This is a genomic window from Pseudomonas sp. IT-P395 (assembly GCF_949767675.1).
In the GTDB taxonomy this organism is placed as follows: domain Bacteria; phylum Pseudomonadota; class Gammaproteobacteria; order Pseudomonadales; family Pseudomonadaceae; genus Aquipseudomonas.
The window spans coordinates 220,227-244,514 of sequence record NZ_CATKPW010000055.1; the positions used below are offsets into that span (position 1 = coordinate 220,227).

General features: G+C 59.5%; 17 protein-coding genes. 7 read left to right on the forward strand and 10 right to left on the reverse strand.

Features of this window, described 5'->3' with window-relative positions; all coding sequences use genetic code 11:
• The first annotated feature begins 6 nt into the window (after positions 1 to 6).
• Positions 7 to 1,374, forward strand: a complete 1,368-nt coding sequence (gene radA / locus ACM6IN_RS23155; RefSeq protein WP_007909773.1) for a DNA repair protein RadA — start codon at positions 7 to 9, stop codon at positions 1,372 to 1,374.
• A 126-nt stretch (positions 1,375 to 1,500) separates the two neighbouring features.
• On the opposite strand, the gene ACM6IN_RS23160 is transcribed toward radA, so the two are convergent.
• Complete coding sequence (locus tag ACM6IN_RS23160; RefSeq protein WP_007909775.1) at positions 1,501 to 1,869, reverse strand: PilZ domain-containing protein; 369 nt, start codon at positions 1,867 to 1,869, stop codon at positions 1,501 to 1,503.
• A 159-nt stretch (positions 1,870 to 2,028) separates the two neighbouring features.
• Here ACM6IN_RS23160 and ACM6IN_RS23165 point away from each other — a divergent pair, with 159 nt between their 5' ends.
• The 3 genes from ACM6IN_RS23165 (at position 2,029) to yjiA (ending at position 5,444) form a co-directional block, all read left to right on the forward strand.
• Positions 2,029 to 4,095: a carbon starvation CstA family protein gene (locus ACM6IN_RS23165; protein WP_007909776.1), complete on the forward strand. Its 2,067-nt coding sequence runs from the start codon at positions 2,029 to 2,031 to the stop codon at positions 4,093 to 4,095.
• A 15-nt stretch (positions 4,096 to 4,110) separates the two neighbouring features.
• Entirely contained in the window at positions 4,111 to 4,308 is a 198-nt protein-coding gene (locus ACM6IN_RS23170; RefSeq protein ID WP_003228401.1) for a YbdD/YjiX family protein, read from the forward strand.
• Between the two features lie 164 nt (positions 4,309 to 4,472).
• Positions 4,473 to 5,444: a GTPase gene (yjiA, locus tag ACM6IN_RS23175; RefSeq protein ID WP_414916764.1), complete on the forward strand. Its 972-nt coding sequence runs from the start codon at positions 4,473 to 4,475 to the stop codon at positions 5,442 to 5,444.
• Positions 5,445 to 5,542: 98 nt separating this feature from the next.
• On the opposite strand, the gene ACM6IN_RS23180 is transcribed toward yjiA, so the two are convergent.
• From ACM6IN_RS23180 to morA, 5 genes are all read right to left on the reverse strand, one after another.
• A complete protein-coding gene (locus tag ACM6IN_RS23180; protein ID WP_414916765.1) occupies positions 5,543 to 6,253 on the reverse strand; it encodes a GntR family transcriptional regulator in 711 nt (236 codons plus the stop codon).
• 19 nt (positions 6,254 to 6,272) lie between these two features.
• Positions 6,273 to 6,977 (reverse strand): FadR/GntR family transcriptional regulator, encoded by a 705-nt coding sequence (locus ACM6IN_RS23185; protein WP_414916766.1) that lies wholly within the window; start codon positions 6,975 to 6,977, stop codon positions 6,273 to 6,275.
• 87 nt (positions 6,978 to 7,064) lie between these two features.
• The gene (locus tag ACM6IN_RS23190) at positions 7,065 to 8,378 is read right to left on the reverse strand and encodes a C4-dicarboxylate transporter DctA (RefSeq protein ID WP_007909782.1); all 1,314 of its coding nucleotides are present in this window, start codon (positions 8,376 to 8,378) and stop codon (positions 7,065 to 7,067) included.
• 277 nt (positions 8,379 to 8,655) lie between these two features.
• The gene (glyA, locus tag ACM6IN_RS23195; RefSeq protein WP_007909785.1) at positions 8,656 to 9,909 is read right to left on the reverse strand and encodes a serine hydroxymethyltransferase; all 1,254 of its coding nucleotides are present in this window, start codon (positions 9,907 to 9,909) and stop codon (positions 8,656 to 8,658) included.
• A gap of 253 nt (positions 9,910 to 10,162) precedes the next feature.
• Positions 10,163 to 14,011 (reverse strand): cyclic di-GMP receptor MorA, encoded by a 3,849-nt coding sequence (morA, locus tag ACM6IN_RS23200; RefSeq protein ID WP_414916767.1) that lies wholly within the window; start codon positions 14,009 to 14,011, stop codon positions 10,163 to 10,165.
• Positions 14,012 to 14,436: 425 nt separating this feature from the next.
• On the opposite strand from morA, the gene ettA reads away from it, so the two are divergent.
• Positions 14,437 to 16,101 (forward strand): energy-dependent translational throttle protein EttA, encoded by a 1,665-nt coding sequence (gene ettA, locus ACM6IN_RS23205; RefSeq protein ID WP_007909789.1) that lies wholly within the window; start codon positions 14,437 to 14,439, stop codon positions 16,099 to 16,101.
• 376 nt (positions 16,102 to 16,477) lie between these two features.
• Positions 16,478 to 17,815 (forward strand): NADP-specific glutamate dehydrogenase, encoded by a 1,338-nt coding sequence (gene gdhA, locus ACM6IN_RS23210; RefSeq protein ID WP_007909792.1) that lies wholly within the window; start codon positions 16,478 to 16,480, stop codon positions 17,813 to 17,815.
• Here the strand turns inward: gdhA and ACM6IN_RS23215 are convergent.
• The 4 genes from ACM6IN_RS23215 to ACM6IN_RS23230 all read right to left on the reverse strand — a co-directional run bounded on the left by ACM6IN_RS23215 (position 17,812) and on the right by ACM6IN_RS23230 (position 21,325).
• On the reverse strand, positions 17,812 to 18,306 hold the full coding sequence (locus tag ACM6IN_RS23215) for a GreA/GreB family elongation factor (RefSeq protein ID WP_414916768.1): 495 nt from the start codon (positions 18,304 to 18,306) through the stop codon (positions 17,812 to 17,814). The two genes, gdhA and ACM6IN_RS23215, sit on opposite strands and share 4 nt — an antisense overlap.
• Before the next feature lie 70 nt (positions 18,307 to 18,376).
• The gene (locus ACM6IN_RS23220) at positions 18,377 to 18,733 is read right to left on the reverse strand and encodes a hypothetical protein (protein WP_414916769.1); all 357 of its coding nucleotides are present in this window, start codon (positions 18,731 to 18,733) and stop codon (positions 18,377 to 18,379) included.
• Between the two features lie 155 nt (positions 18,734 to 18,888).
• On the reverse strand, positions 18,889 to 20,742 hold the full coding sequence (locus tag ACM6IN_RS23225; RefSeq protein ID WP_007909796.1) for a DUF4105 domain-containing protein: 1,854 nt from the start codon (positions 20,740 to 20,742) through the stop codon (positions 18,889 to 18,891).
• 94 nt (positions 20,743 to 20,836) lie between these two features.
• On the reverse strand, positions 20,837 to 21,325 hold the full coding sequence (locus tag ACM6IN_RS23230) for a DUF3015 domain-containing protein (RefSeq protein ID WP_007909797.1): 489 nt from the start codon (positions 21,323 to 21,325) through the stop codon (positions 20,837 to 20,839).
• A gap of 416 nt (positions 21,326 to 21,741) precedes the next feature.
• Here ACM6IN_RS23230 and ACM6IN_RS23235 point away from each other — a divergent pair, with 416 nt between their 5' ends.
• A complete protein-coding gene (locus ACM6IN_RS23235) occupies positions 21,742 to 24,180 on the forward strand; it encodes a Lon protease family protein (protein ID WP_007909798.1) in 2,439 nt (812 codons plus the stop codon).
• The last annotated feature ends 108 nt before the right edge of the window (positions 24,181 to 24,288 follow it).

Here is a 24,288-nt window from a genome sequence, read left to right on the forward strand (position 1 = left end):
ATCCAGATGGCCAAGGCCAAGCGCATGTACGGCTGCACTGAGTGCGGCGCAACCTTTCCCAAATGGGCGGGCCAGTGCGGCGAGTGCGGCGCCTGGAACACCCTGACTGAAACCATGATCGAAAGCGGCGGGGCCACGGCGCCGACCGGCCGCACCGGCTGGGCCGGGCAGCAGGCGCAGATCAAGACCCTGGCCGAAGTCAGCATCGAAGAGATTCCGCGCTTCTCCACCGCGTCCGGTGAACTGGACCGGGTCCTTGGCGGCGGTCTGGTCGACGGTTCGGTGGTGCTGATCGGTGGTGATCCGGGGATCGGCAAATCGACGATCCTGTTGCAGACCCTGTGCAACCTCGCCAAAAGCATGCCCGCCCTGTACGTCACCGGCGAAGAATCCCAACAGCAAGTGGCCATGCGTGCCCGGCGCCTCGGCTTACCGCAGGATCAACTGCGGGTGATGACCGAAACCTGCATCGAAACCATCATCGCCACGGCCCGTCAGGAAAAACCCAAGGTGATGGTGATCGACTCGATCCAGACGATCTTCACCGAACAGTTGCAATCGGCTCCCGGTGGCGTCTCTCAGGTGCGTGAGAGCGCGGCGCTGCTGGTGCGGTATGCCAAGCAGAGCGGTACGGCGATTTTCCTCGTCGGCCACGTCACCAAAGAAGGCGCACTGGCCGGTCCGCGGGTTCTCGAGCATATGGTCGATACCGTGCTGTATTTCGAAGGCGAATCCGATGGGCGTCTGCGTTTGTTGCGTGCGGTGAAAAACCGTTTCGGCGCGGTCAACGAATTGGGTGTGTTCGGCATGACCGACAAGGGTTTGAAAGAAGTCTCCAACCCTTCGGCGATTTTTCTCACCCGTGCGCAGGAAGAAGTCCCGGGCAGTGTGGTCATGGCGACGTGGGAAGGCACTCGGCCGATGCTGGTGGAAGTGCAGGCGCTGGTCGATGACAGCCATCTGGCCAACCCGCGACGGGTGACGTTGGGCCTGGATCAGAACCGTTTGGCGATGTTGCTTGCGGTTTTGCATCGCCACGGCGGAATTCCGACTCACGATCAGGATGTGTTCCTCAACGTCGTGGGTGGGGTGAAGGTGTTGGAGACGGCTTCAGACCTGGCGCTGATGGCGGCCGTGATGTCGAGCCTGCGCAACCGGCCATTGCCGCATGATCTGTTGGTATTTGGTGAAGTGGGGCTGTCCGGTGAGGTGCGGCCGGTGCCGAGCGGGCAGGAGCGTTTGAAGGAAGCGGCCAAGCATGGCTTCAAACGGGCGATCGTGCCCAAGGGCAATGCGCCGAAGGAATCTCCGCCAGGCCTGCAGATCATCGCCGTGACCCGCCTCGAACAGGCTCTCGACGCGCTCTTCGAATAACTTGAACCCACTGCATAACCTGTGGAGCTGGCTTGCCAGCGATTGCGTTCTGTCCGTCGACATATTCGTCGACTCTGAAATCGCTATCGCTGGCAAGCCAGCTCCCACAGGGTTCAATTGTGGATTCTAGATTTCGATCAGGGCAGCCAACTCGCGCTCCAGTTCGGCCTCATCCGCCAGATTCAACTCGATCAGGCGCCGCAAGCGCTGGATCGATTCCAGGCTTATATGTCGGCAGACAAAGCCCAACTGGTTATTTTCTTCGTGTGCCAGATGCACATCCATCTTGATATCGACGTCATCGCTCAGGTGAATGTCGACGAAAAAATCCTTCTCCGCATCCCCCAACCACGGCTCCGGCCTTTCGATCAGCAATCCTTTGAGCGACAGGTCGATCAGCTTGACCGGCCAGATGTAATCGCCCTGACTCAGCTCGGTTCTGGCATCGAACGCAATACGTTTGAAGCGACGACGGTTGGCTGGGTGTTCGCTCATGGCGCAATCCTCATGAAGGTTCGCTGACTATAGACCGCGAATGCGGGCGCCAGCCAATCGCTAAAGCGTCTAGACCAACGTCGGGGTATGGCCTTTGGCGCCGTAAGCGCTAAACTCGGGGTGGCTGTCTTTCTTGTCCACCCTGGCTGGAATAATAAAATGAAAAATAATAATAGCCTGCTACGCCATTTACCCTGGCTAGTGCTGGCAATCGTAGGAGCGTGCGCCCTGGGCGTAGTGGCATTGCGCCGCGGCGAGGCGATCAATGCCTTGTGGATTGTGGTCGCAGCCGTGGCCATTTATCTGGTTGCGTACCGTTACTACAGCCTGTTCATCGCTAACAATGTGATGCAACTCGATCCGCGTCGGGCCACCCCCGCCGTGCTCAACAATGATGGTCTGGACTATGTGCCGACCAACAAACACATTCTTTTCGGTCACCACTTCGCCGCGATCGCGGGCGCCGGACCTCTGGTCGGCCCGGTGCTGGCGGCGCAGATGGGCTACTTGCCTGGCACGCTCTGGCTGATTGCCGGCGTGGTGCTGGCGGGCGCGGTGCAGGACTTCATGGTTCTGTTCATGTCGACCCGGCGCAACGGCCGTTCCCTGGGCGACATGGTGCGTGAAGAAATGGGCCGCATTCCCGGTACCATCGCCCTGTTCGGCTGCTTCCTGATCATGATCATCATCCTCGCGGTGCTGGCTCTGATCGTGGTTAAAGCGCTGGCCGAGAGCCCGTGGGGCATCTTCACCGTGATGGCGACCATCCCGATCGCGATGTTCATGGGCATTTACATGCGCTACATCCGCCCGGGCCGTATCGGCGAAATCTCCGTGGTCGGCGTGTTGCTGCTGCTGGGTTCGATCTGGCTCGGTGGGCAGATTGCCGCTGATCCGGTGTGGGCCAAGGCGTTCACCTTCACCGGCGTGCAGATTACCTGGATGCTGGTCGGTTACGGTTTCGTCGCTGCATCGCTGCCTGTTTGGCTGATTCTGGCACCGCGTGACTATCTGTCGACGTTCCTCAAGATCGGCACCATCGTCGCCCTGGCGATCGGTATTCTGATCACCATGCCCGAGCTGAAAATGCCGGCGCTGACCCAGTTTGTCGATGGCACTGGCCCGGTGTGGAAGGGCGGTCTGTTCCCGTTCCTGTTCATCACCATCGCCTGCGGTGCGGTGTCCGGTTTCCACGCACTGATTTCTTCGGGCACCACGCCGAAGCTGCTGGATAACGAAACCAACGCCCGTTACATCGGCTACGGCGGCATGCTGATGGAGTCGTTCGTCGCCATCATGGCCATGGTTGCCGCTTCGGTGATCGAGCCAGGCGTCTACTTCGCCATGAACAGCCCGGCTGCCGTGGTCGGCAGTGATGTCGCTTCGGTTGCGCAAGTGGTTTCCAGCTGGGGCTTCGCGATCACGCCGGAAGCGCTGCAAGCGGTAGCACACGACATTGGTGAAACCACCATCCTGGCCCGTGCCGGTGGTGCGCCGACCCTGGCGGTCGGTATCGCGCAGATCCTGCACAGTGTCCTGCCGGGTGAAAACACCATGGCGTTCTGGTACCACTTCGCGATCCTGTTCGAAGCACTGTTCATTCTGACCGCAGTCGACGCCGGTACCCGTGCCGGTCGTTTCATGCTGCAGGACTTGCTCGGCTCCTTCGTTCCGGCGCTGAAACGCACCGAATCGTGGACCGCCAACCTGATCGCCACCGCCGGTTGTGTGGCGATGTGGGGCTGGTTGCTGTACCAGGGCGTGATCGATCCACTGGGCGGCATCAACACCTTGTGGCCGCTGTTCGGTATTTCCAACCAGATGCTGGCCGGTATCGCGCTGATGCTCGGCACTGTGGTCCTGATCAAAATGAAGCGCCAGCGCTACATTTGGGTCACCCTGCTGCCAGCCACCTGGCTGCTGATCTGCACCACGACCGCGGGCTTCATCAAACTGTTCGATGCCAACCCGGCGATCGGCTTCCTGTCGCTGGCCAAGAAATACAGCGATGCGCTGGCCAATGGTCAGGTGCTGGCACCGGCAAAAAGCGTCGAGCAGATGCAGCACGTGATCTTCAACGCTTACACCAACGCAACGCTCACCGCGCTGTTCCTGTTCGTGGTCTTCAGCATCCTGTTCTATGCGCTCAAGGTCGGCATCGCCGCCTGGGGCAAAAAAGAACGCACGGATAAAGAATCGCCATTCCAGGCCCTGCCGGATGCGTAACCAGAGGATTGCAGCATGTTCAATGACCTGAGTCGCCTCGGTAAATACCTCGGTCAGGCCGCGCGCCTGATGGTCGGCATGCCCGACTACGACACCTACGTCGAGCATATGCAAACCAAGCACCCGGACAAACCGGTGATGAGCTACGAGATGTTCTTCCGCGAACGTCAGGAAGCCCGTTACGGTGGCAAGGGTGGGCCGAAGTGCTGTTGAGCTGACAGCGCAAGGTTGAGGTAATCCCCCTGTGGGAGCGAGCTTGCTCGCGAATACGGAGTGTCAGTTGATGAATGATTTGACTGACACACCGCTTTCGCGAGCAAGCTCGCTCCCACAGTTGTTTTTGTGTTGTTCATTCATTTTGTGAAGGAGATCGAGTTTTGTCCTCTCCCATCCCGGTCACGGTACTCAGCGGTTTCCTCGGCGCCGGCAAGACCACTTTGCTGCGCCATATCTTGAAAGCCGAGCACGGCCTGAAAATCGCCGTGATCGAAAACGAATTCAGTGACGCCGGTATCGACACGCAGCTGTTGGGTGACGAACCGGTGCAAGTCATGACCCTGGCCAACGGCTGCGTGTGCTGCACCATTCACACAGACCTGACCAAGGCGCTGTACTTGCTGCTTGAGCGTCAGGACAGTGGCGAGATCGCCTTCGACCGTCTGGTCATCGAGTGCACCGGTCTGGCCGACCCTGCTCCAGTGGCACAGACCTTTTTCATCGACGAAGAACTGCGCGAGCGTTACCTGCTCGATGGCATCATCACCCTGGTCGATGCCGCCCACGCGGACGTGCACCTGACCCAGACCATCGCTCAGGCGCAGATTGGTTTCGCCGACCGCTTGCTGGTGAGCAAGACTGATCTGGTGGACGAGGCGACTTTCAACGCGTTGAGCGAACGCCTGACGCGAATCAACCGTCGCGCGCCAGTCCGCGTGGTTGAACATGGCAACATTGATCTGGCTGAACTGCTGGATGTGCGTGGCTTCAACCTCAATGCCGATCTTGGCGGCGGATTGAGCCTTCGCCCAGTGAGCAAGGCACCGTCGATTGATCGCATTTCCAGTCTGGTGTTGCGCACAGATCAGCCGCTGGATATCGATCAGCTCAGCGAGTTCATGAATGAACTGCTGGAAGAACACGGCAAGCAATTGCTGCGTTACAAAGGCGTGTTGAACATTGCGGGTGAGGATCGGCGCTTGGTGTTTCAGGGTGTGTTGAAGCTTTACGGTTTCGACTGGGACACTGAATGGGCCGAGGGTGAGGCGCGGGAAAGTGTGATTGTGTTTATTGCCGATGACTTGCCGGAAGAAAAGATTCGGGCGGGGTTTGCCAGGGTGGCTTCTGCCTGATGGGTTTGTAGTGTCAATGATGACGCCATCGCGAGCAGGCTCACTCCTACAGGGGAACGCGTTTCAAATGTAGGAGCGAGCCTGCTCGCGAAAGCGATCTAACCGACAGCACAATGTTCACGATCTGAACCCAGCAACGTCTGCTCAAGATGATCCAGATGCCGATTCATCAGCATCCCGGCCTTGGAAGCATCCCGATTTTCCACCGCTTCAACCAATGCCAAATGCTCTTGCCATGCGCAACGGCTGTGCGTTTGACGCTCACTTCGCGCAACCGCCAATGACGTCAACGGCACCAGACTGCCGAGAAAATGCGCCAACGGTGCATTCCCCGCCATCTGCGCCAAGTGCAGATGAAACTCCCCGGACAAGCGAATCGCCGCACCACGCCGATCCTGCTCGACAGCCTGACGCTCACGCTCGATCAACCCGCGCAAGCGTTTCAACCCTTCCGCTTGCGCGCGCTGACAGGCCAAATGTACCAGCGTGCTTTCGGCCAGCCGCCGCGCATGCAGGGCCTGTCGTGTCTGCTCCCGATCAGGTGCTGCCACACGCGGCCGATGGTTGGCCCGCAGCACAATGACGTGCTCAAGCGACAACTGCGTCAACACCCGCCGCACATCGGCGCGGCTGGCGCAGAACATCTCTTTCAAGCTGTCCTCGGTAAATCGGCTGGTCGAATCGATGCGCTGTTCCAGAATCGCATCGAACAGTCGCGGATAAAGACCCTCTGCCGGTTCGCGGAGGCGGGAGAAGGGCAGGGGCGCAGTAGTCGATTGGGTTTGCGACGGTGAAGCGAAACTGTTCATGGCCTGTCTCCAATAGAAATCAGCGACTCAGGTTGTCTTCCGGAATATTCAACTCAATCCCCATCCGCTGGCCTTCGCGCAAAATGTGCCGACGCATTTCCGCACTGGCCTGGGCGCTGTTCTTGCTGCGGATCGCGCGGACCACCGCTTCGTTTTCTTCGAGGCGCTCGGCCAGATGTTCTGGAGAATTACGCAGCACCTCGGCGCTCTGCTTGAGGGCGTTGCTGGTTTGCTGCACCACACTCTGGAAGATCGGATTCGACGTGAGCGTGAACAGCTCTTCGTGGAAGGCGATGTAAGCGCTGACCCCGGCCTCGCTGTCGCCGGCCTCAAGGGCTTCGCGCATGTCCATCAGGGTCAGGCGCAACTGGCCGACTTCCTTGCTGCTGATCGACTGCGCAACCAGACCGACAATGAACGGCTCGAGGGTATAACGCAGTTGCAGCACGTCTTCGAGGCTGGCACCGGCCACCGCGCTGTCGTGGCTCTGGTTATCGCTCAATTGCGCGTCGAGCACGACCACGCCTTTGCCCGGCATCGAGCGGACGAGGCCGAGGGTTTCCAGGACGATCACTGCTTCGCGCAGGCTCGGGCGGCTGATGCCCAATTGTTCGGCCAGTTCGCGCTGGCCCGGCAGCATGTCGCCGGAGCGCCACTGGCCACGGGCCAATGCGGCGCGGAGTTTTTCTACGACTGAGTTGACGACGGTTGATGTGGTTATCAAGGGTCTTGCTCCATTTGCCTGGGGGGAGATAGCCGCAAACTCAAGATCAAAAGATCGCAGCCTGCGGCAGCTCCTACAGGGGTTAAATCAGAACTCCTGCTGGTGCGCCGGAGTTGCTGTTTTACGCGGCTGAAAGGTGTAGCCCTGCTGACCGCTGAGTACTTTGTTGGCGCGTTGCACGTCGATGTCTTTTTCCCAACGGGCGATCGCAACCGTGGCGACGCAGTTGCCGATCAGATTGGTGAGTGCCCGGCCGATGCCCATGAACCAGTCCACTGCCAACACCAGCACCAGACCGACCACCGGGATCGCCGGAATCGCTGTCAGCGTTGCCGCCAGAATCACCAGTGCCGACCCCGGAATCCCGTGGGCACCTTTGGAGGTAATCAGTGACACCAGCAAAATGGTCAGCAGATCGGTCATGGCCAGCGGCGTGCCGGTGGCGTTGGCAATGAACACGATGGCCAGGGTCAGGTAGATCGAGAAACCGTCAAGGTTGAACGAGTACCCGGTTGGAATCACCAGACCCACGGTCGAGCTGCCAATGCCGAGGTGTTCGAGTTTGCGCATGATCTGTGGCAGCACGGCGTCGGACGATGCCGTGCCCATGACGATCAGCAGTTCTTCGCGCAGATACTTCAACAGCGGCCACATGCGCAGGCCGGAAGCGCGCATCACCAGACCGAGAATCACGCTGACGAACGCGATGCAGGTCAGGTAGAACAAACCGACCAGACTACCCAGATGTTGCAGGGAGTCGAGGCCATATTTGCTGGTGGTGAAAGCGATGGCGCCGAACACGCCGATCGGCGCCAGACGCACGATCATGCCCATGATGCGGAAGATCACATGGCTCAGCTCGTTGATCAGCCGCGAGATCCCGGAAGCCGCTTCACCGACCAGATTCAACGCGCTACCGAACAGCACCGAAAACAGCAGCACTTGCAGGATGTTGTTGTCAGCGAAGGCGCCGATCACCGAGGTCGGGATCAGGTCCATCAGGAACTGCGTGGTGGTGTGCATGTGCTGGCTGCGTTCGGCGAGATCGCCCATGTCGGCCGCAGACAGTTGCTCGAGATGGATGTTCGCGCCGCTGCCGATGCCGGTGCTGAAGGCGAAGACCAGGCCGATCACCAGAGCGATGGTGGTCAGCACTTCGAAATAGATCACCGACTTGAGGCCGATGCGCCCGACCTTCTTCAGATCGCCGGCGCCGCTGATGCCGCTGACCACCACGCAGAACACGATGAGGCCGATGAGCATCTTGATCAGTTTGATGAAGCCGTCGCCGAGCGGTTTGAGCTGGGCCGAGTATTCAGGAAGGGTCAGCCCGCAGACGATGCCGAGCATCAGTCCGAGAACCACTTGGAGGAAGATTGAACGCGAGCACCATCTGAGCATGGGAGGAATCCTGGTCGGTGTCCTGGCTGCCGTGCGCTTGAACGCATCAGATTCAGAACTTAATTATTGTGGTCTTACCGGTATGTCCAGTGCAGGCGCAGTCTAGGCGCTGGATTTCTTTGATCGCAAGTGAAAAATGACGAATTGGCATGACCGGTCTGACCAGTTGTGCGGCAAGTCCCATTCTTGAGCGGTTCAGGCGTTTGAAAATATTCAGGCGAAAAAAAACCGGCCAATCACTTGGCCGGTTTTTCATGGTGCAGATTTAACGTCGCAATTAAGCGCCGTATACCGGCAGTTTCTTGCAGATGGCTTTGACTTTCTCACGAACGGCGTCGATCACCGCTTCGTTGTTCAGGTCAGCCAGGATGTCGCAGATCCAGCCAGCCAGCTCTTTGCACTCAGCTTGCTTGAAGCCACGAGTGGTCACAGCCGGAGTACCGAAACGCAGGCCGGAAGTGACGAACGGCGAGCGTGGATCGTTTGGCACGGAGTTCTTGTTCACGGTGATGAACGCTTTGCCCAGAGCGGCGTCGGCGTCTTTACCGGAGATGTCCTGCTTGATCAGCGACAGCAGGAACAGGTGGTTCTTGGTACCGCCCGAAACCACGTCGAAACCGCGCTCGATGAACACTTCGGCCATGGCCTGGGCGTTCAGTACCACTTGTTCCTGGTAGGCCTTGAACTCTGGCTGCAGCGCTTCCTTGAAGCAGATCGCTTTAGCGGCGATCACGTGCTCCAGCGGGCCACCCTGGGCGCCCGGGAATACCGCGGAGTTCAGCTTCTTCTCGATGTCGGCGTTGGCGCGCGCCAGGATCAGACCGCCACGTGGACCGCGCAGGGTCTTGTGCGTGGTGGTGGTCACGACGTCAGCGAAAGGCACCGGGTTCGGGTACACGCCAGCGGCAACCAGACCGGCTACGTGAGCCATGTCGACGAACAGGTAAGCACCGACTTTGTCCGCGATGGCGCGGAAACGCGGGAAGTCGAGAATTTGCGAGTAGGCAGAGAAACCGGCCACGATCATTTTCGGCTTGTGTTCAACTGCCAGACGCTCGACTTCGTCGTAGTCGATCAGGCCGTTGGCGTCGATGCCGTACTGCACAGCGTTGTACAGTTTGCCCGAGGAGGAAACGCTGGCGCCGTGAGTCAGGTGACCGCCGTGGGCCAGGCTCATGCCCAGAATGGTGTCGCCACCTTGCAGCAGGGCCAGGTAAACAGCGGCGTTGGCTTGCGAACCGGCGTGCGGCTGAACGTTGGCGTAATCGGCGCCGAACAGCTCTTTGGCGCGGTCGATGGCCAGTTGCTCAACGATGTCGACGTACTCGCAACCACCGTAGTAACGCTTGCCTGGGTAGCCTTCAGCGTACTTGTTGGTCAGGACCGAGCCTTGAGCTTCCATCACCGCTGGGCTGGTGTAGTTTTCCGAAGCGATCAGCTCAATGTGTTCTTCCTGGCGCTGAGCTTCTTGCTCCATGGCGGCAAAAAGGTCGGCGTCGTACTTGGCAATAGTCAAATCACGGCTGAACATGGCGGTCCTCAAGGATCGGGGGCAGAAAAGGGGGGCATTCTAACCCAATGGGTTTTGGATGGCATATGAAACGACATCATGTCGCAGACAAGTGGCGTTCATGCGCAGATAGATGGTGATTGTGCTGGCCTCAAAAGATCGCAGCCTTCGGCAGCTCCTACAGTAATCCGAGCTGATCCCGAATACTGTGACCGACATCAATCCTTGCAGGAGCTGCCGAAGGCTGCGATCTTTTCGGTCGCGCCGCCGATGTTCAGTCGAACATGAACAGCGCGTCATTGCTGAACTGCGCCTCAAACCGCCCCGCCGGCATCGGCCGCCCGAACAGATAGCCCTGAACCTCATCGCAGCCATGTTCGCGCAGGAAGTCCAACTGCTCATGGGTCTCCACACCCTCGGCGATCACCGCCAGATTCAGACTGTGCGCCATGGCGATGATCGCCCGGGCGATCTGCGCGTCCTGCTCACCGGACGGCAGGCCATCGACGAACGTGCGGTCGATCTTCAGCACGTCGATCGGGAATTGCTTGAGGTAGTTCAGCGATGAGTAACCGGTGCCGAAGTCATCGACCGCGATGCTCAGGCCAAGGTTTTTCAGCCCGGCAAGAATCTGCATGGCCTCGCTGACTTCACGCATCAGGATACTTTCGGTCAGTTCCAGTTCCAGGCACGCCGGCGGCAGGCCGGTTTCGCGCAGGATTGTGGCGATCCGCGTGCCGAGCTGGCCATCGGAGAACTGCCGCGCGGAAATGTTCACCGACACCTTCGGCACGCGTACACGATTCTGGTGCCAGGTCTTAAGTTGACGGCACGCTTCGCTGATCACCCAATCGCCAACGTCGACCACCAGACCAAGCTCTTCGAGCACCGGAATGAAATCCCCCGGCGGCACCAGTCCACGACGTGGATGGCGCCAGCGCAACAGCGCTTCGGCGCCGGTCAGACGCTTGCCGTCGCCGCTGAATTGCGGTTGGTAATACAGGACGAATTCGTTTTGTTCCAGGGCGTGGCGCAAGTCGCTTTCCAGCTCCAGACGCTCCAGCGCACTGGCGTTCATGTCGGCCTGATAGAACTGGAAGTTGTTCTTGCCGCGCTCCTTGGCGTGGTACATCGCGGTGTCGGCGTTCTTCATCAACTGGCTGAGTTCGTTGCCGTCCTGCGGACTCAGGGCGATGCCGATACTGGCGGTGACGAAGAACTCGCGACCTTCGAGCACGAACGGCCGCACCAGGCTGCCGAGGATCTGTTCGGCGACATGAATCGCCCGGTTCAACGCCATTTCGCGACTGGAGCGATGTTGCAGCAGCAGCGTGAATTCGTCACCGCCCATGCGCGCTACAGTGTCGTCATCGTCGACACAGGCCAGCAGGCGCGTGGCCATGTCTTTGAGCATGCGGTCGCCGGCGGCGTGGCCGAGTGAGTCGTTGATCGGTTTGAAACGGTCGAGGTCGAGGAACATCAGCACCACCCACGACTTCTGCCGCTCGGCCGATTGCAGCGCGGTGTGCAGGCGATCCTGGAACAGCGTGCGGTTCGGCAAATGGGTCAGGGCGTCGTAGTAGGCGAGGCGGTGAATGCGCTGCTCGCTGGCCTTGCGCTCGCTGATGTCGCTGAAGAAGCACACATAACTGGCCAGATCGCCTTCGTCGTCGAGCACCGCGGTGATGCCGACCCACGCCGGGTAGTGCTCGCCGTTACGGCGCTTCATCCAGACTTCGCCTTCCCACGTGTTGTGCTCGTGCAATTGCTTGATCACGTAACGCAGGTGCGCGTCCTGCTGTTCGTCAACGGTGAGCATGTTCGGCAATTGGTCGAGCACTTCGCTCACCGCGTAACCGCTGACGCGGCTGAAGGCTTCGTTGGCCTGCACGATGTATCCGGCCGGGTCGGTGATCAGGATCGCCGAGGTCGAGTGTTCAAATACTGTGGCGGCCATGCGCAGGTCTTTTTCGGCGCGGCGCTGCTGACTGATGTCGCGACCGACACCGAGCACGCCTTCGAACGCGCCGTGCTCGTCCCACACCAGCACCAGACGCAACTCGATCGGGATCTTGCGGCCATCGGCGCGCAGGCAGTCGAACAGGAACAATTGCGTTTGCACCTGATTGCGCAACACCGCCAGTTGCTCGGGCTTGTCCAGCGCCTTGCTGACCCGATCCATCAGCGTATAGATGCCGCTCAGTTGCTGCGGGTTGGCGATGGTCGATTGCCAGCCGTTCTGGAAAATCCACTCGGCGTCGTAGCCCAGTACCGCCTGCACCGACGGGCTGACGTAGTTCAGCGAGAGCTTGCTGTCGGTGGAAAAAATCACGTCACTGATGCTTTCGGCGAGCATGCGATAACGCTGCTCGCTGTCGCGCAGGGATTCGCTGGCTTCGATCTGTTCGGTGATGTCCTTGGCCACGCCGATGATTCGCGTCACCTGATCGTGTTTGTCGCGAGCCAACGCCTGTTCGCGAATGTCGAAACGCCGCCATTTGCCGTCGCGATGGCGGAAGCGCAATTGGCACTGAAGCAACTGACTGTAACCGGCGTGCCGCTGCATCTGCCGCGAGCGATGGTAGTAGTCGGCGTCTTCCGGGTGCAGGAGGATTTCCCAGAAATACTCGCCCATCTGATGCAGTTCAGTGCGGTTGTAGCCGAGGGTTTGACCGAGGTGGTGGTTACTGAAAATCATCCGCTGGCTGATCACGTCCTGCACGTACAGATGATCCGGCACGGTGCGCACCACGTCCGACCAGAAGCCTTCGCGTTCAAGCAGCGACAGTTCGATCAGCTTGCGGCTGGTGATGTCGTTGATGCTGAGGATCACCGCCTTGTAGTCGTGCTGCTCGTTGGGCAGGCGCAAGACCATCCACAGGTGCTGGTCGCGGCCGTTGACGTCCGGCAGTTTGATTTCCAGTTCCAGCTGCTTTTGTTGCTGCAGGACGGCGTCGAGTACTTGATTGCCGATGGCGCACTGGCGGTGTGGATGGCCATCGATCAACAGTTGCCAGGCGTGCTCGCAAGAGTTGACGTTGAGCAGTTGCAACGCGACCTGGTTGACCTCGGTGACGCGCAATTCCTGCAGCAGTTGTTGACGTTGCGCCGGCTGGTCGAGCCAGGCTTTGAGCTGGTCGCTGGTCTGGATCTGCGCCTTGTCGAACACCTGCTTGAGGCCGGACAGATCAAGCACACACAGCGCCACGCCGGTGCCTTCGAAAATGTCTTGATAGCGTCGGCGACCCTCATGCAACTGGCGCTGGCGGCGGCGCATGTTGAGCAGGGCGATCACCGGCAGCATCGAGAACGCCAGGCCCAGCAGGCATTTGCCGATAAACGCCGGCAGCAATTCTTCGAGCACGCGCTGGCGGTCGAACAGGCCACGCAATTGCCAGTCGCTGCTGCTCAGTGGCACGGTCAGCACGGTGTTGGCCAGGTCGTCCGGGCTCAGCACGCCGGGCTTGGCCGAGGGCAACGCTTCATCGCGGCTGATGATCTGATGGTTGATGCGGTTTTCCACCAGCCACAACGGGCGGATGCCGGTTTCGCCCTGTTTGGTCAGCGAGTCGAAAAAGGTCGGGGTCAGGCGCAAGGCCCAATAACCGCGCGTGCTGCCGCTGGCTTGATGCAGCAATAGATGCACCACCGAGCCGTCGTCGGCGTTACTGAAATAATGTGCCTGGGCACGGCTGCGGCGCACCAGTTCGGTGAGGTAGTCGGCATCGTGACTGTCGACGGCGCTGTCGTTGATGATTCGTCCGGAAGGACTGAGCAACGCCAGGCTGCGCAAATCGGGCAGCGATTGCTGGAGCTTGCGCAGCAACGCCTGCTGTTCGTCGGCTGATTGCGGTTGTTCGACGATCGGTAGCAGGTTGAGGGCGATTTGCGCGTTCAGCGCCATGTTCAGGCTGACCTGCGAGGCGAGGTCGGCGGTGTAATCGATGGTGTATTGACGCTGGTTTTTCTGGGTTTCGCGCAGTTGATCGAGCAGTTGCCAGAACAGCAATGCGAGCAACAAAAGCACAAGCGTCGCCAGCGCACCCTTTAATGTACCGCGCAGGGACGAGCCGGGCGCCGGTGGGGTGCTGCTCACAGAGGCTGGCGGAGTGACATTGGACAAGCTGGAATCCTGCGGTTTGGCTGGACTGGCGCGACGTGCACTATAAGCCGGACGCCCAAAGGGCGGCTAGCATGCCTTGAGTCGTGGCGAAGTGCCAGCCCCGCGCGGCTGGACTGCCTTTCATCATTCAGGTAGCTTTGCCGGTTACGCGGGAGCCCAGACACTGTTAAAACTACTGCGCTCGGAAATACTGCGTTGAAAACAGGCTCGGACTGCTCATTTACAACCCGTAAACTCCGCGTCCTCGCCTGTTTTCGCCTTGTCTTTCCTTCGCTCGTTACGTTTTAACAGCGTCTGGTCCAGCTCCTAGACTCAGACTTTTTCAGCGCGCACGCATTGATAACCATCAAGTGAACGACGCGCATGGTCTGGCCGGGCTTCGCCTGCGCTGCAATCATTCATCTGTCACTGACCCAAGGTTCTCCATGGCTCAATACGTCTTCACCATGCATCGGCTGGGCAAAGTTGTTCCGCCGAAGCGGGAAATTCTCAAAAACATTTCGCTGTCGTTCTTCCCCGGCGCCAAAATTGGCGTACTCGGCCTCAACGGTTCGGGTAAGTCCACGCTGCTGAAAATCATGGCCGGCGTCGACACCGAGTTCGAGGGCGAAGCCCGTCCGATGCCGGACCTGAACATCGGTTATCTGCCACAAGAGCCACAACTTGACCCGACCAAGACCGTGCGTGAAGTGGTCGAGGAAGCAGTCAGCGTGATCAAGGATGCGCAAGCGCGTCTGGACGAGGTCTACGCCGCTTACGCCGATCCGGATGCCGACTTCGACAAGCTCGCCGCCGAGCAAGCCAAACTCGAAGCGATCCTGCAGGCCAGCGATGGGCACAACCTTGAGCGTCAACTGGAAGTCGCTGCCGACGCCCTGCGTCTGCCGGCCTGGGACGCAAAAGTAGAACACCTGTCCGGTGGTGAAAAGCGTCGTGTGGCCCTGTGCCGTCTGCTGCTGTCCGCCCCGGACATGCTGCTGCTCGACGAACCGACCAACCACTTGGACGCTGACTCCGTGGCGTGGCTGGAGCACTTCCTGCACGACTTCCCGGGCACCGTGGTAGCGATTACGCACGACCGTTACTTCCTCGACAACGTCGCCGGCTGGATTCTCGAACTCGACCGCGGCGCGGGCATCCCGTACGAAGGCAACTACTCGGGTTGGCTCGAAGCCAAGTCCGATCGTCTGGCGGCGGAATCCAAGCAGCAGTCGGCCCACGAAAAAGCCATGAAGGAAGAACTGGAGTGGGTGCGCAAAGGCGCCAAGGCCCGCCAGTCGAAATCCAAGGCACGTCTGCAACGCTTCGAGGAAATGCAATCGCAGGAATTCCAGAAGCGCAGCGAAACCAACGAGATCTACATCCCGGCCGGTCCGCGCCTGGGCGACAAGGTCATCGAATTCAAGAACGTCACCAAGGGCTACGGCGATCGCGTGCTGATCGACAACCTGTCGTTCTCGATGCCGAAGGGCGCCATCGTCGGCGTGATCGGCGGTAACGGTGCCGGTAAGTCGACCCTGTTCCGCATGCTGATGGGCAAGGAAACACCGGATTCGGGCAGCATCGAAGTCGGCGAAACCGTGCAACTGGCCTGCGTCGATCAGAGCCGTGACGACCTGGATGGCAGCAAGACTGTGTTCCAGCAAATCTCCGACGGTTCCGACCAGATCCGCATCGGCAACTACGAGATTCCGTCGCGTACTTATGTCGGTCGCTTCAACTTCAAGGGCGGCGATCAGCAGAAGTTCGTCAAGGATCTGTCCGGTGGTGAGCGCGGTCGTCTGCACCTGGCGCTGACCCTGAAGGAGGGCGGCAACGTCCTGCTGCTCGACGAACCGTCCAACGACCTCGACGTTGAAACCCTGCGTTCCCTGGAAGAAGCCCTGCTGGACTTCCCGGGCGCTGCGATTGTGATCTCTCACGATCGGTGGTTCCTTGACCGTGTGGCGACACACATCCTGGCGTACGAAGACGACTCGCAAGCGATCTTCTTCGAAGGTAACTACACCGAGTACGAAGCGGATCGCAAGAAACGCCTCGGCGAAGCGGCTGCCCAGCCGCACCGCGTACGTCACAAGAAACTGGCCTGATATCGGGTTGGTTGCATGAAAAAGCGGAGCCTTCGGGCTCCGTTTTTTTTTGCCTGGTTTTTCAGGGATACCGAGTTGGATTCATCGCTGGCAAGCCAAGCTCCCACAGGGTTTTGTGGGGTGTTCGAGATAGGTGTTTCACCGATGTCCACTGTGGGAGCTGGCTTGCCAGCGATGGCGGTATAACTGTTGGTGCATCACTTGAATTTGATCTCACCATTCAGGTGCAAAACTGGGCAAAAACCAGCCGGATTTATATCTTGTGCACCATTTAATTTCATAACTGCGACATTTTGCTCTGTTCCTGTGCGCATTTCGTTTGTTACAGTCCGGCCCAATCTCCTCCAACGACAATAAATTTGCCGAGACTTTTGCCATGATCGAATCCGTTGAATCCTTCCTCGCCCGCCTGAAAAAACGCGATCCGGATCAACCCGAATTTCACCAGGCCGTCGAAGAAGTCCTGCGCAGTCTGTGGCCGTTCCTCGAAGCCAATCCGCATTACCTGAACTCGGGGATTCTGGAACGTATCTGCGAGCCGGAGCGTGCCGTGGTGTTCCGCGTGTCATGGGTCGACGATCAGGGCAAAGTGCAAGTCAATCGCGGTTTCCGCATCCAGATGAACAGCGCCATCGGCCCGTACAAGGGCGGCTTGCGCTTTCACCCATCGGTGAACCTGGGCGTGCTGAAATTCCTCGCCTTCGAGCAGACCTTCAAGAACTCCCTGACCTCGTTGCCGATGGGCGGCGGCAAGGGCGGTTCCGACTTTGATCCGAAGGGCAAGAGCGACGCTGAAGTCATGCGCTTCTGTCAGGCGTTCATGAGCGAGTTGTATCGCCATATTGGCGCCGACGTTGACGTGCCGGCCGGTGATATCGGTGTCGGTGCGCGCGAGATTGGCTTCCTCTTCGGCCAGTACAAACGCTTGAGCAACCAATTCACCAGTGTGCTGACCGGCAAAGGCATGACCTACGGCGGCAGCCTGATTCGTCCGGAAGCCACCGGTTTCGGTTGCGTGTATTTCGCTGAAGAAATGCTCAAGCGTCGCGGGCAGGGCGTTGAAGGCAAGCGCGTGGCGATCTCCGGTTCCGGCAACGTTGCGCAATACGCGGCGCGCAAAGTGATGGATCTGGGCGGCAAAGTGATTTCCCTGTCCGACTCCGAAGGCACGTTGTATTGCGAAGCCGGGTTGAGCGAAGAGCAGTGGCTGGCGCTGCTGGAACTGAAAAACGTTAAACGCGGGCGCATCAGTGAATTGGCGGCAGCGTTCGGTCTGGAATTCCGCGCCGGCCAGTTGCCGTGGTCGCTGCCGTGCGACATCGCGCTGCCGTGCGCTACGCAGAATGAGCTCGACGCTGAAGCCGCACACGCGTTATTGCGCAATGGCTGCGTGTGCGTGGCTGAAGGCGCGAACATGCCGACCACACTGGAGGCTGTGGATATCTTTATCGAGGCGGGGATTCTGTTCGCCCCGGGCAAAGCATCCAACGCCGGCGGCGTGGCGGTGAGTGGTCTGGAGATGTCGCAGAACGCCATGCGCCTGCTGTGGACGGCGGGTGAGGTGGACAGCAAGCTGCACGCGATCATGCAGTCGATCCATCACGCTTGCGTGCATTACGGCGAAGAGAACGGGCGGATCAACTACGTCAAAGGTGCGAACATCGCCGGCTTCGTCAAAGTCGCCGACGCGATGCTCGCGCAGGGCGTGGTTTAAGCCGGTTCGATGCGGATCACTTCAATCATTTGATCGCCGGCGGGGCGCTGCCACAGCACCTCGTCGTTGAGTCGGGCACCGAGCAGCGCCCGGCCCAAGGGTGAGCCCCAATTGATCAGGCCTTTGCTGGCATCGGCCTGATCTTCGCCGACCAGTTGTACCCGGCGCTCAGTGTCGTGTTCGTCGGCGTAGGTCACCCAACTGCCGATTTGCACCTTGTCCGTGGACGTAGCAGCGACGGCGACTTGCGCGCTGCTCAGGCGTTGATTGAAATAACGCAAATCCCTTTGCAGATCCGCCAGCCGTTGCTTGTCAGCCTGCTCGCCTTTGGCGGTTTGTTCGGCATGCAGGCTTTGCAGCTCGGCGACTTTGGCCTGCAACTGCGCCAACCCTTGCGGCGTGACGTAATTGGGCTGCTCGCTGACCTGTCGTTCAACCGGCTGATCGGCTTGTGCGGCGGCGTTGTCTTCGTTGACGAATGCGCGACTCATGGTGTCCTCCTCGTATGAGGTTTGGGCCATGCTCGCAGGCATTTGGTTTCACTGGATGTCTGGAAGCGACCTATTGCGAGCGATAAGCCCGTCCGGCGTCCTGATCTTTCTGCTGCTGCCAGGCGCGTTCTCGTTGGTCCCAGTGTTCGTTGCGATACTCTTCGCGTCCCTTGTTTTCCAGCATCGCCTGACACTGGCGGAAGCCGTCGGTCCAGCCTTCGGCGTATTGCTTGTCTTTAAGATAACGCGGCACGTTCTTGCGGAATTCGCCGCTGATCGAACCGGCCGCCTGGCGACCGCTGATGCAACCGTCATCGAAGCCGTCGGCGAAGGCCGGTGGATAACCCTTGGCGATCAGATCTTCATGGGTGGTCTGGCAACCGCCCAGCAACAACACAACACCCAACAAACCCGCACACCGCCACATCGCACTCTCCCGCGCCGGTTGTCCGGCTTATGGGGAAAGTCTAGAAGGGGATTCGTTGGTGGGGTGTGAAAGAAAGATCAAAAGATCGCAGCCTGCGGCAGCTCCTACAGGTGAAACACATTCCAAATGTAGGAGCTGCCGAAGGCTGCGATCTTTTAATAGTGATACCACTTCACTTCAAGCATGACCTCGGTTTCCGGCGTGGCGAGATGGCTGAACTCACGCTGCGCACTCAGGCGCAAACCAAGGTTGCGCGACAATTCCCACTGCTGATTCAGACTCAGGCTGCGGCGCACTTCGCCATTGAAGAAGTAATCGCCCTTGGCCTCCAGGCTGAGATTGCCCAGCGGATTTTTCCACAAGACGCCGGTATTGAAACCGCCGGCCGGGGACACGAACTCGGCGAAATCATTGTTGTGTTCAACGCGCACGGTGCCGAGGGCAAAACCCAGCACATCGTCACCCAGCGCCCACGTGCCACCGCCACCACCGTTGACGTGGCTGACCAGCGTCTCGTCATCATGCTTGCCCGGTACGCGCTCCAAACCACCAGTGACCTGCCACGACAGCGGTTGCAGCAGCTCATTACGCGGCGTCAGCGAACGAATCGTCGCCAGATCCAGTTGCTGGAACTGCCAGTGATTGCCTTCGTACTGACGCAACTTCATCTGCAGGATCTCGATTTGTGCGCCGAGCGGGAAGCTTTCGGCGTTGTCGTTGAGATCGTGATAAGCCATGCGCAAACCGTACTCACCGAATGCACGATCACCACGGGTGCCGAGACCGGCCTGCCAGGTGCGGGATTCGTGGCCGTCTTCCGGCAAGCCTGGCTGCGGAATGTCCAACTCAGGCGCCGGGTTCTTGTTGATCGCCCGCAGCAATTCGAAACTGCGTTGCGCTCGCTGCGGATCACGCTCCTGACCGTTGGCGCGGTAGCGCTCCAGACGATACGCCGCGTCGATGATCAACGCCTGACGGTCGCGTGGCAGGGCTTTGAACGCCGGATCCTGCAACTGCTGCTGATCGGCGCTGACGTTCAGCACCCATTGCTGCTCTTCACCGCTGAGCGGCTCGGCGCGGCTGAGCAGTTCGCGCTCGCGGGACGGACGATATTCGATGCTTTCCACCAGCCCGGCTTCTTTCACCGCTTTAACGGTGTCGGTAGGAATGGCGGTCAGCGGGAATTGTTCGGTCAGGCGCAGGCTCGGGCGTGCGACTTGCAGCAGTTCCAGCAAGCGATACGAGCAGTTTTCGTCGAAGAAAAAGTAATCGAACTGAATCTGCTTCAACTCCCACACATGCTCGACCATGCGCGCGGTTTCTTCTTGGCTCAGATTGAGCCGGTATTCCCACAGGTCGCGGTTTTCCAGGCTGCGGTATTCCGAGAGTTTTTCCTGATACGGCACCAAGGCGAACAATCCCGGATAACCGCCCATCAAACCTTTCCAAGCGTAGAGAATGCTGTTGTCCGAGCCTTCGATGTAGGCGCCAAAGTTGATCGCATAACTGAGCAGCGACGTTTTGTCGGCCTGCACGTCAGCCTGATCGATACGCAGCAGGGTGTGACCGAACATCGATGACGGACTGTTCAAATAAGCCGCCGGGAAGATCATCACCGCGCTGTGCGGCGAGACATCCTTGAACCACTTCTTGTATTCAGCGCATGCCGGTGTCGGTAGATCCCCGAGATTGAGCTGCGCTTTCAGCCAGCGGGTGCGCGCCGGATAAACGCATTGCGCATGTTGCTCGCCGAGACTGGCCGGGGCGTACAGCGCTTGCACGGTGGCCGCCAGTTCATGATCGGGGTGTTCGTTGCCATCGGGCGCCAGAAAAAACTTCTTGTCGCTGACATAGCTGCGCCAGCCGCCAAGCTTGGCGGTTTCGTAGTGACCGAGGGAAATCCAGAAGCGGTCGTTGGCCAGTTGCTGCAAACGTTGAGGGTCGATGGTTGGCGCGGCGGACAGCGGGGCGCAGACACAGAGCGCCAGCCAGGCAAGGCGTTTGAGCATAGTCGGCAACTTGAACAGGAAAGAAATAAAGACCCAAGGAGGGCGGGCCGAAAAAATAAAACCCGCTTCCCGAAGGAAGCGGGCGAGGTCGAGCTTAAGCCTGAGTTGCGTACTTGGCCAGACGAGGATCCGATTTCAGTACGGCCAGGGTGTTGGTATGCACGTCTTCAGCGGTCACGTCAGCCTTGCTGAAGATCTGCTGGAAGTGCTCGTGAGTCACCGCCGCGAAGTGCGCACGGTCTTCCGGCGCCACGCCCAGTACCACGGCATAAGTCGTCAGCGCTTCGCCGTTGCCTTTGGCCATGTCTTCGGACAGCTCGTTCATCATGCCATTCATGGCAAACCAGGATTTGCCGCCGTAGGTCAGCGATGCGTTGGTCGAGCAACCGTTGGTGCCGGACGTCATCCCGAAGGTGGCGTTACCGGAAGTACCGTTGGTGGTGGAAGCGAGGAAGTGAGCAGGGGTGCCACGCTGACCTTCGAACAGCATGTTGCCCCAACCGCAATCCGGGCCGCCTGGAGCTTGCGCCATTGCGTTGATGGATACAGCGGTGAAGAGAGTACCGAGAAGAATCCGTTTCATAGCTTTTTTCTCTTTGTGTGCATACCAATGGACAGGGTTCTGGCCGGCTCTAAACGTAAGCTGCCTGCGCGACGATCATGCTGCGTTGAAAACAGGCTCGGAATGCTCATGTAGGACCCTACACTCCGCTTCCTCGCCTGTTTTCGCCTTGCCTGATCGCCGCTCGGCGAGCTTACGTTCAGAGCCAAACGAAGCCAGTGGGCCGGTATTAGTTCCAGCCGCGCAGTTTGGAGTTTAGGCACGTTCCAGGGGTTCCGTGGTTTTTTGCAAAATATTTGGAATAAACCCCGGTTTCAGGGGGCGGGCCGCCGGCTTGGCCGGTTGTCTATGCTTTGTGGTGTGGCGCGCCTTGCCAGTGGGGCACGGGCAGCGCCAGAATGCCGCTATCTGCCCCGCCTGATTGTTAAGGAAGCCCGATGCCTGATCCTGTTGCTGCCAGCTTGCGTCTCGCGCCCGAAGCGCTGACCCGTCCGTTTTCCGCTGAACAGTTCAGCTTCACTACCACCAATGATCTGGAGCCCTTTCGCGGTGTGCTCGGCCAGGAACGCGCGGTCGAAGCCTTGCAGTTCGGTGTGGCCATGCCACGCCCCGGTTACAACGTATTCGTGATGGGCGAGCCCGGCACCGGCCGCTTCTCGTTCGTCAAACGCTACCTGAAGGCCGAAGGCAAGCGCCTGCAGACCCCGGCCGACTGGGTCTACGTGAATAATTTCGACGAGCCGCGCGAACCGCGTGCACTGGAATTGCCTTCTGGCACTGCCGGCGTCTTTATCGGTGACATCAACGGCTTGATCGACAACCTGCTGGCAACGTTTCCAGCGGTGTTCGAGCACCCGTCCTACCAGCAAAAGAAAAGCGCCATCGACCGCGCCTTCAACCAGCGCTATGACAAGGCCCTCGACATCATCGAGCGTCTGGCCCTGGAAAAAGACGTCGCCCTGTACCGCGACAGCAGCAACGTTGCCTTCACGCCGATGCTCGACGGCAAGGCTCTGGACGAAGCGGAATTCGCTCAGTTGCCAGAGGCTGATCGCGAGCGTTTTCACGAAGACATTTCCGGCCTCGAAGAGCGCCTGAACGAAGAACTCGCCAGCCTGCCGCAGTGGAAGCGCGAGTCGAACAATCAACTGCGTTCGCTCAACGAAGAAACCATCACCTTGGCGCTGCAGCCATTGCTGTCGCCGCTGTCGGAGAAGTACGCCGAGAACGCCGCGGTCTGCGGTTACCTGCAAGCCATGCAGGTCTACTTGCTGAAAACCGTGGTCGAGCAATTGGTCGATGACAGCAAGACCGACGCCGTCGCGCGCAAGCTGCTGGAAGAGCAATACGCGCCGAGCCTGGTGGTCGGCCATCCGGTGAGCGGCGGTGCGCCGGTGGTGTTCGAGCCGCACCCGACTTACGAAAACCTCTTCGGTCGCATCGAATACACCACCGATCAGGGCGCGCTTTACACCACCTATCGGCAGTTGCGTCCCGGTGCCTTGCACCGCGCCAACGGTGGTTTCCTGATTCTTGAAGCGGAAAAAATGCTCAGCGAGCCGTTCGTGTGGGACGCGCTGAAACGCGCCCTGCAATCGCGCAAACTGAAAATGGAATCGCCGCTGGGCGAGATGGGTCGTTTCGCCACTGTGACGCTCAACCCGCAGCACATACCGTTGCAGGTCAAAGTCATCATCATCGGTGCGCGGTCGCTGTATTACACGCTGCAGGACCTTGATCCGGACTTCCAGGAGATGTTCCGCGTCCTCGTGGATTTCGACGAAGACATCCCGATGGTCGACGAGAGCCTGGAACAATTTGCCCAGCTGTTGAAAACCCGCACGTCGGAAGAAGGCATGGCACCGTTGACCGCCGATGCGGTGGCACGTCTGGCGACGTACAGCGCTCGTTTGGCCGAGCACCAGGGGCGTTTGTCGGCACGTATCGGTGATCTGTTCCAACTGGTCAGCGAAGCGGATTTCATCCGTCATCTGGCCGGCGATGAGATGACCGATGCCGGGCATATCGAACGTGCGCTGAAAGCCAAGGCCACACGCACCGGTCGAGTGTCGGCGCGGATTCTCGACGATATGCTCGCCGGGATCATCCTGATCGACACTGATGGTGCGGCGGTCGGCAAATGCAATGGCCTGACCGTACTCGAAGTCGGTGATTCGGCATTCGGTGTGCCGGCGCGGATTTCCGCCACGGTGTATCCGGGCGGCAGCGGCATCGTCGACATCGAGCGTGAAGTCAACCTTGGGCAGCCGATTCACTCCAAAGGCGTGATGATTCTCACCGGGTATCTGGGCAGCCGTTACGCTCAGGAATTCCCGCTGGCTATTTCCGCGAGCATCGCGCTGGAGCAGTCGTACGGTTACGTCGATGGCGACAGTGCGTCGCTGGGTGAGGCGTGCACGCTGATTTCGGCGCTGTCGAAAACCCCGTTGAAGCAGTGCTTTGCGATCACCGGTTCGATCAATCAGTTTGGCGAAGTGCAGGCGGTGGGCGGGGTCAACGAGAAGATCGAAGGCTTCTTCCGTCTCTGCGAAGCACGCGGGCTGACGGGCGAGCAGGGCGCGATCATTCCGCAGGCCAACGTCGCTACGCTAATGCTCGATGAGAAAGTCCTGGCGGCAGTGCGTGCCGGGCAGTTCCACGTGTACGCGGTGCGTCAGGCCGACGAGGCGTTGAGCCTGCTGGTCGGTGAACCGGCCGGTGAGCCGAATGCCGATGGCGAATTCCCGGAAGGCAGCATCAACGCGCGGGTGGTGGAGCGCTTGCGCGACATCGCTGAAATGATCAGCGAAGAAGACCTCAAGGAAGCCGAGAAGGAACTGGCGCAAGAGGCCTTGGCCGAAGCCAAACCGGCTTAAGCCTGGCGCGGTCAAACTGTAGGAGTGAGCCTGCTCGCGATAGCGGAGTGTCAGTCGGCGAATAAGTCGACTGGTTCACCGCTATCGCGAGCAGGCTCACTCCTACAT

Bases quoted from the DNA above. Each gene is read 5' to 3' on its own strand.
- radA (WP_007909773.1), top strand. From the start codon at position 7: ATGGCCAAGGCCAAGCGCATGTACGGCTGCACTGAGTGCGGCGCAACC.
- ACM6IN_RS23160 (WP_007909775.1), bottom strand. From the start codon at position 1,869: ATGAGCGAACACCCAGCCAACCGTCGTCGCTTCAAACGTATTGCGTTC.
- ACM6IN_RS23165 (WP_007909776.1), top strand. From the start codon at position 2,029: ATGAAAAATAATAATAGCCTGCTACGCCATTTACCCTGGCTAGTGCTG.
- ACM6IN_RS23170 (WP_003228401.1), top strand. From the start codon at position 4,111: ATGTTCAATGACCTGAGTCGCCTCGGTAAATACCTCGGTCAGGCCGCG.
- ACM6IN_RS23180 (WP_414916765.1), bottom strand. From the start codon at position 6,253: ATGAACAGTTTCGCTTCACCGTCGCAAACCCAATCGACTACTGCGCCC.
- ACM6IN_RS23190 (WP_007909782.1), bottom strand. From the start codon at position 8,378: ATGCTCAGATGGTGCTCGCGTTCAATCTTCCTCCAAGTGGTTCTCGGA.
- glyA (WP_007909785.1), bottom strand. From the start codon at position 9,909: ATGTTCAGCCGTGATTTGACTATTGCCAAGTACGACGCCGACCTTTTT.
- ettA (WP_007909789.1), top strand. From the start codon at position 14,437: ATGGCTCAATACGTCTTCACCATGCATCGGCTGGGCAAAGTTGTTCCG.
- gdhA (WP_007909792.1), top strand. From the start codon at position 16,478: ATGATCGAATCCGTTGAATCCTTCCTCGCCCGCCTGAAAAAACGCGAT.
- ACM6IN_RS23215 (WP_414916768.1), bottom strand. From the start codon at position 18,306: ATGAGTCGCGCATTCGTCAACGAAGACAACGCCGCCGCACAAGCCGAT.
- ACM6IN_RS23220 (WP_414916769.1), bottom strand. From the start codon at position 18,733: ATGTGGCGGTGTGCGGGTTTGTTGGGTGTTGTGTTGTTGCTGGGCGGT.
- ACM6IN_RS23225 (WP_007909796.1), bottom strand. From the start codon at position 20,742: ATGCTCAAACGCCTTGCCTGGCTGGCGCTCTGTGTCTGCGCCCCGCTG.
- ACM6IN_RS23230 (WP_007909797.1), bottom strand. From the start codon at position 21,325: ATGAAACGGATTCTTCTCGGTACTCTCTTCACCGCTGTATCCATCAAC.
- ACM6IN_RS23235 (WP_007909798.1), top strand. From the start codon at position 21,742: ATGCCTGATCCTGTTGCTGCCAGCTTGCGTCTCGCGCCCGAAGCGCTG.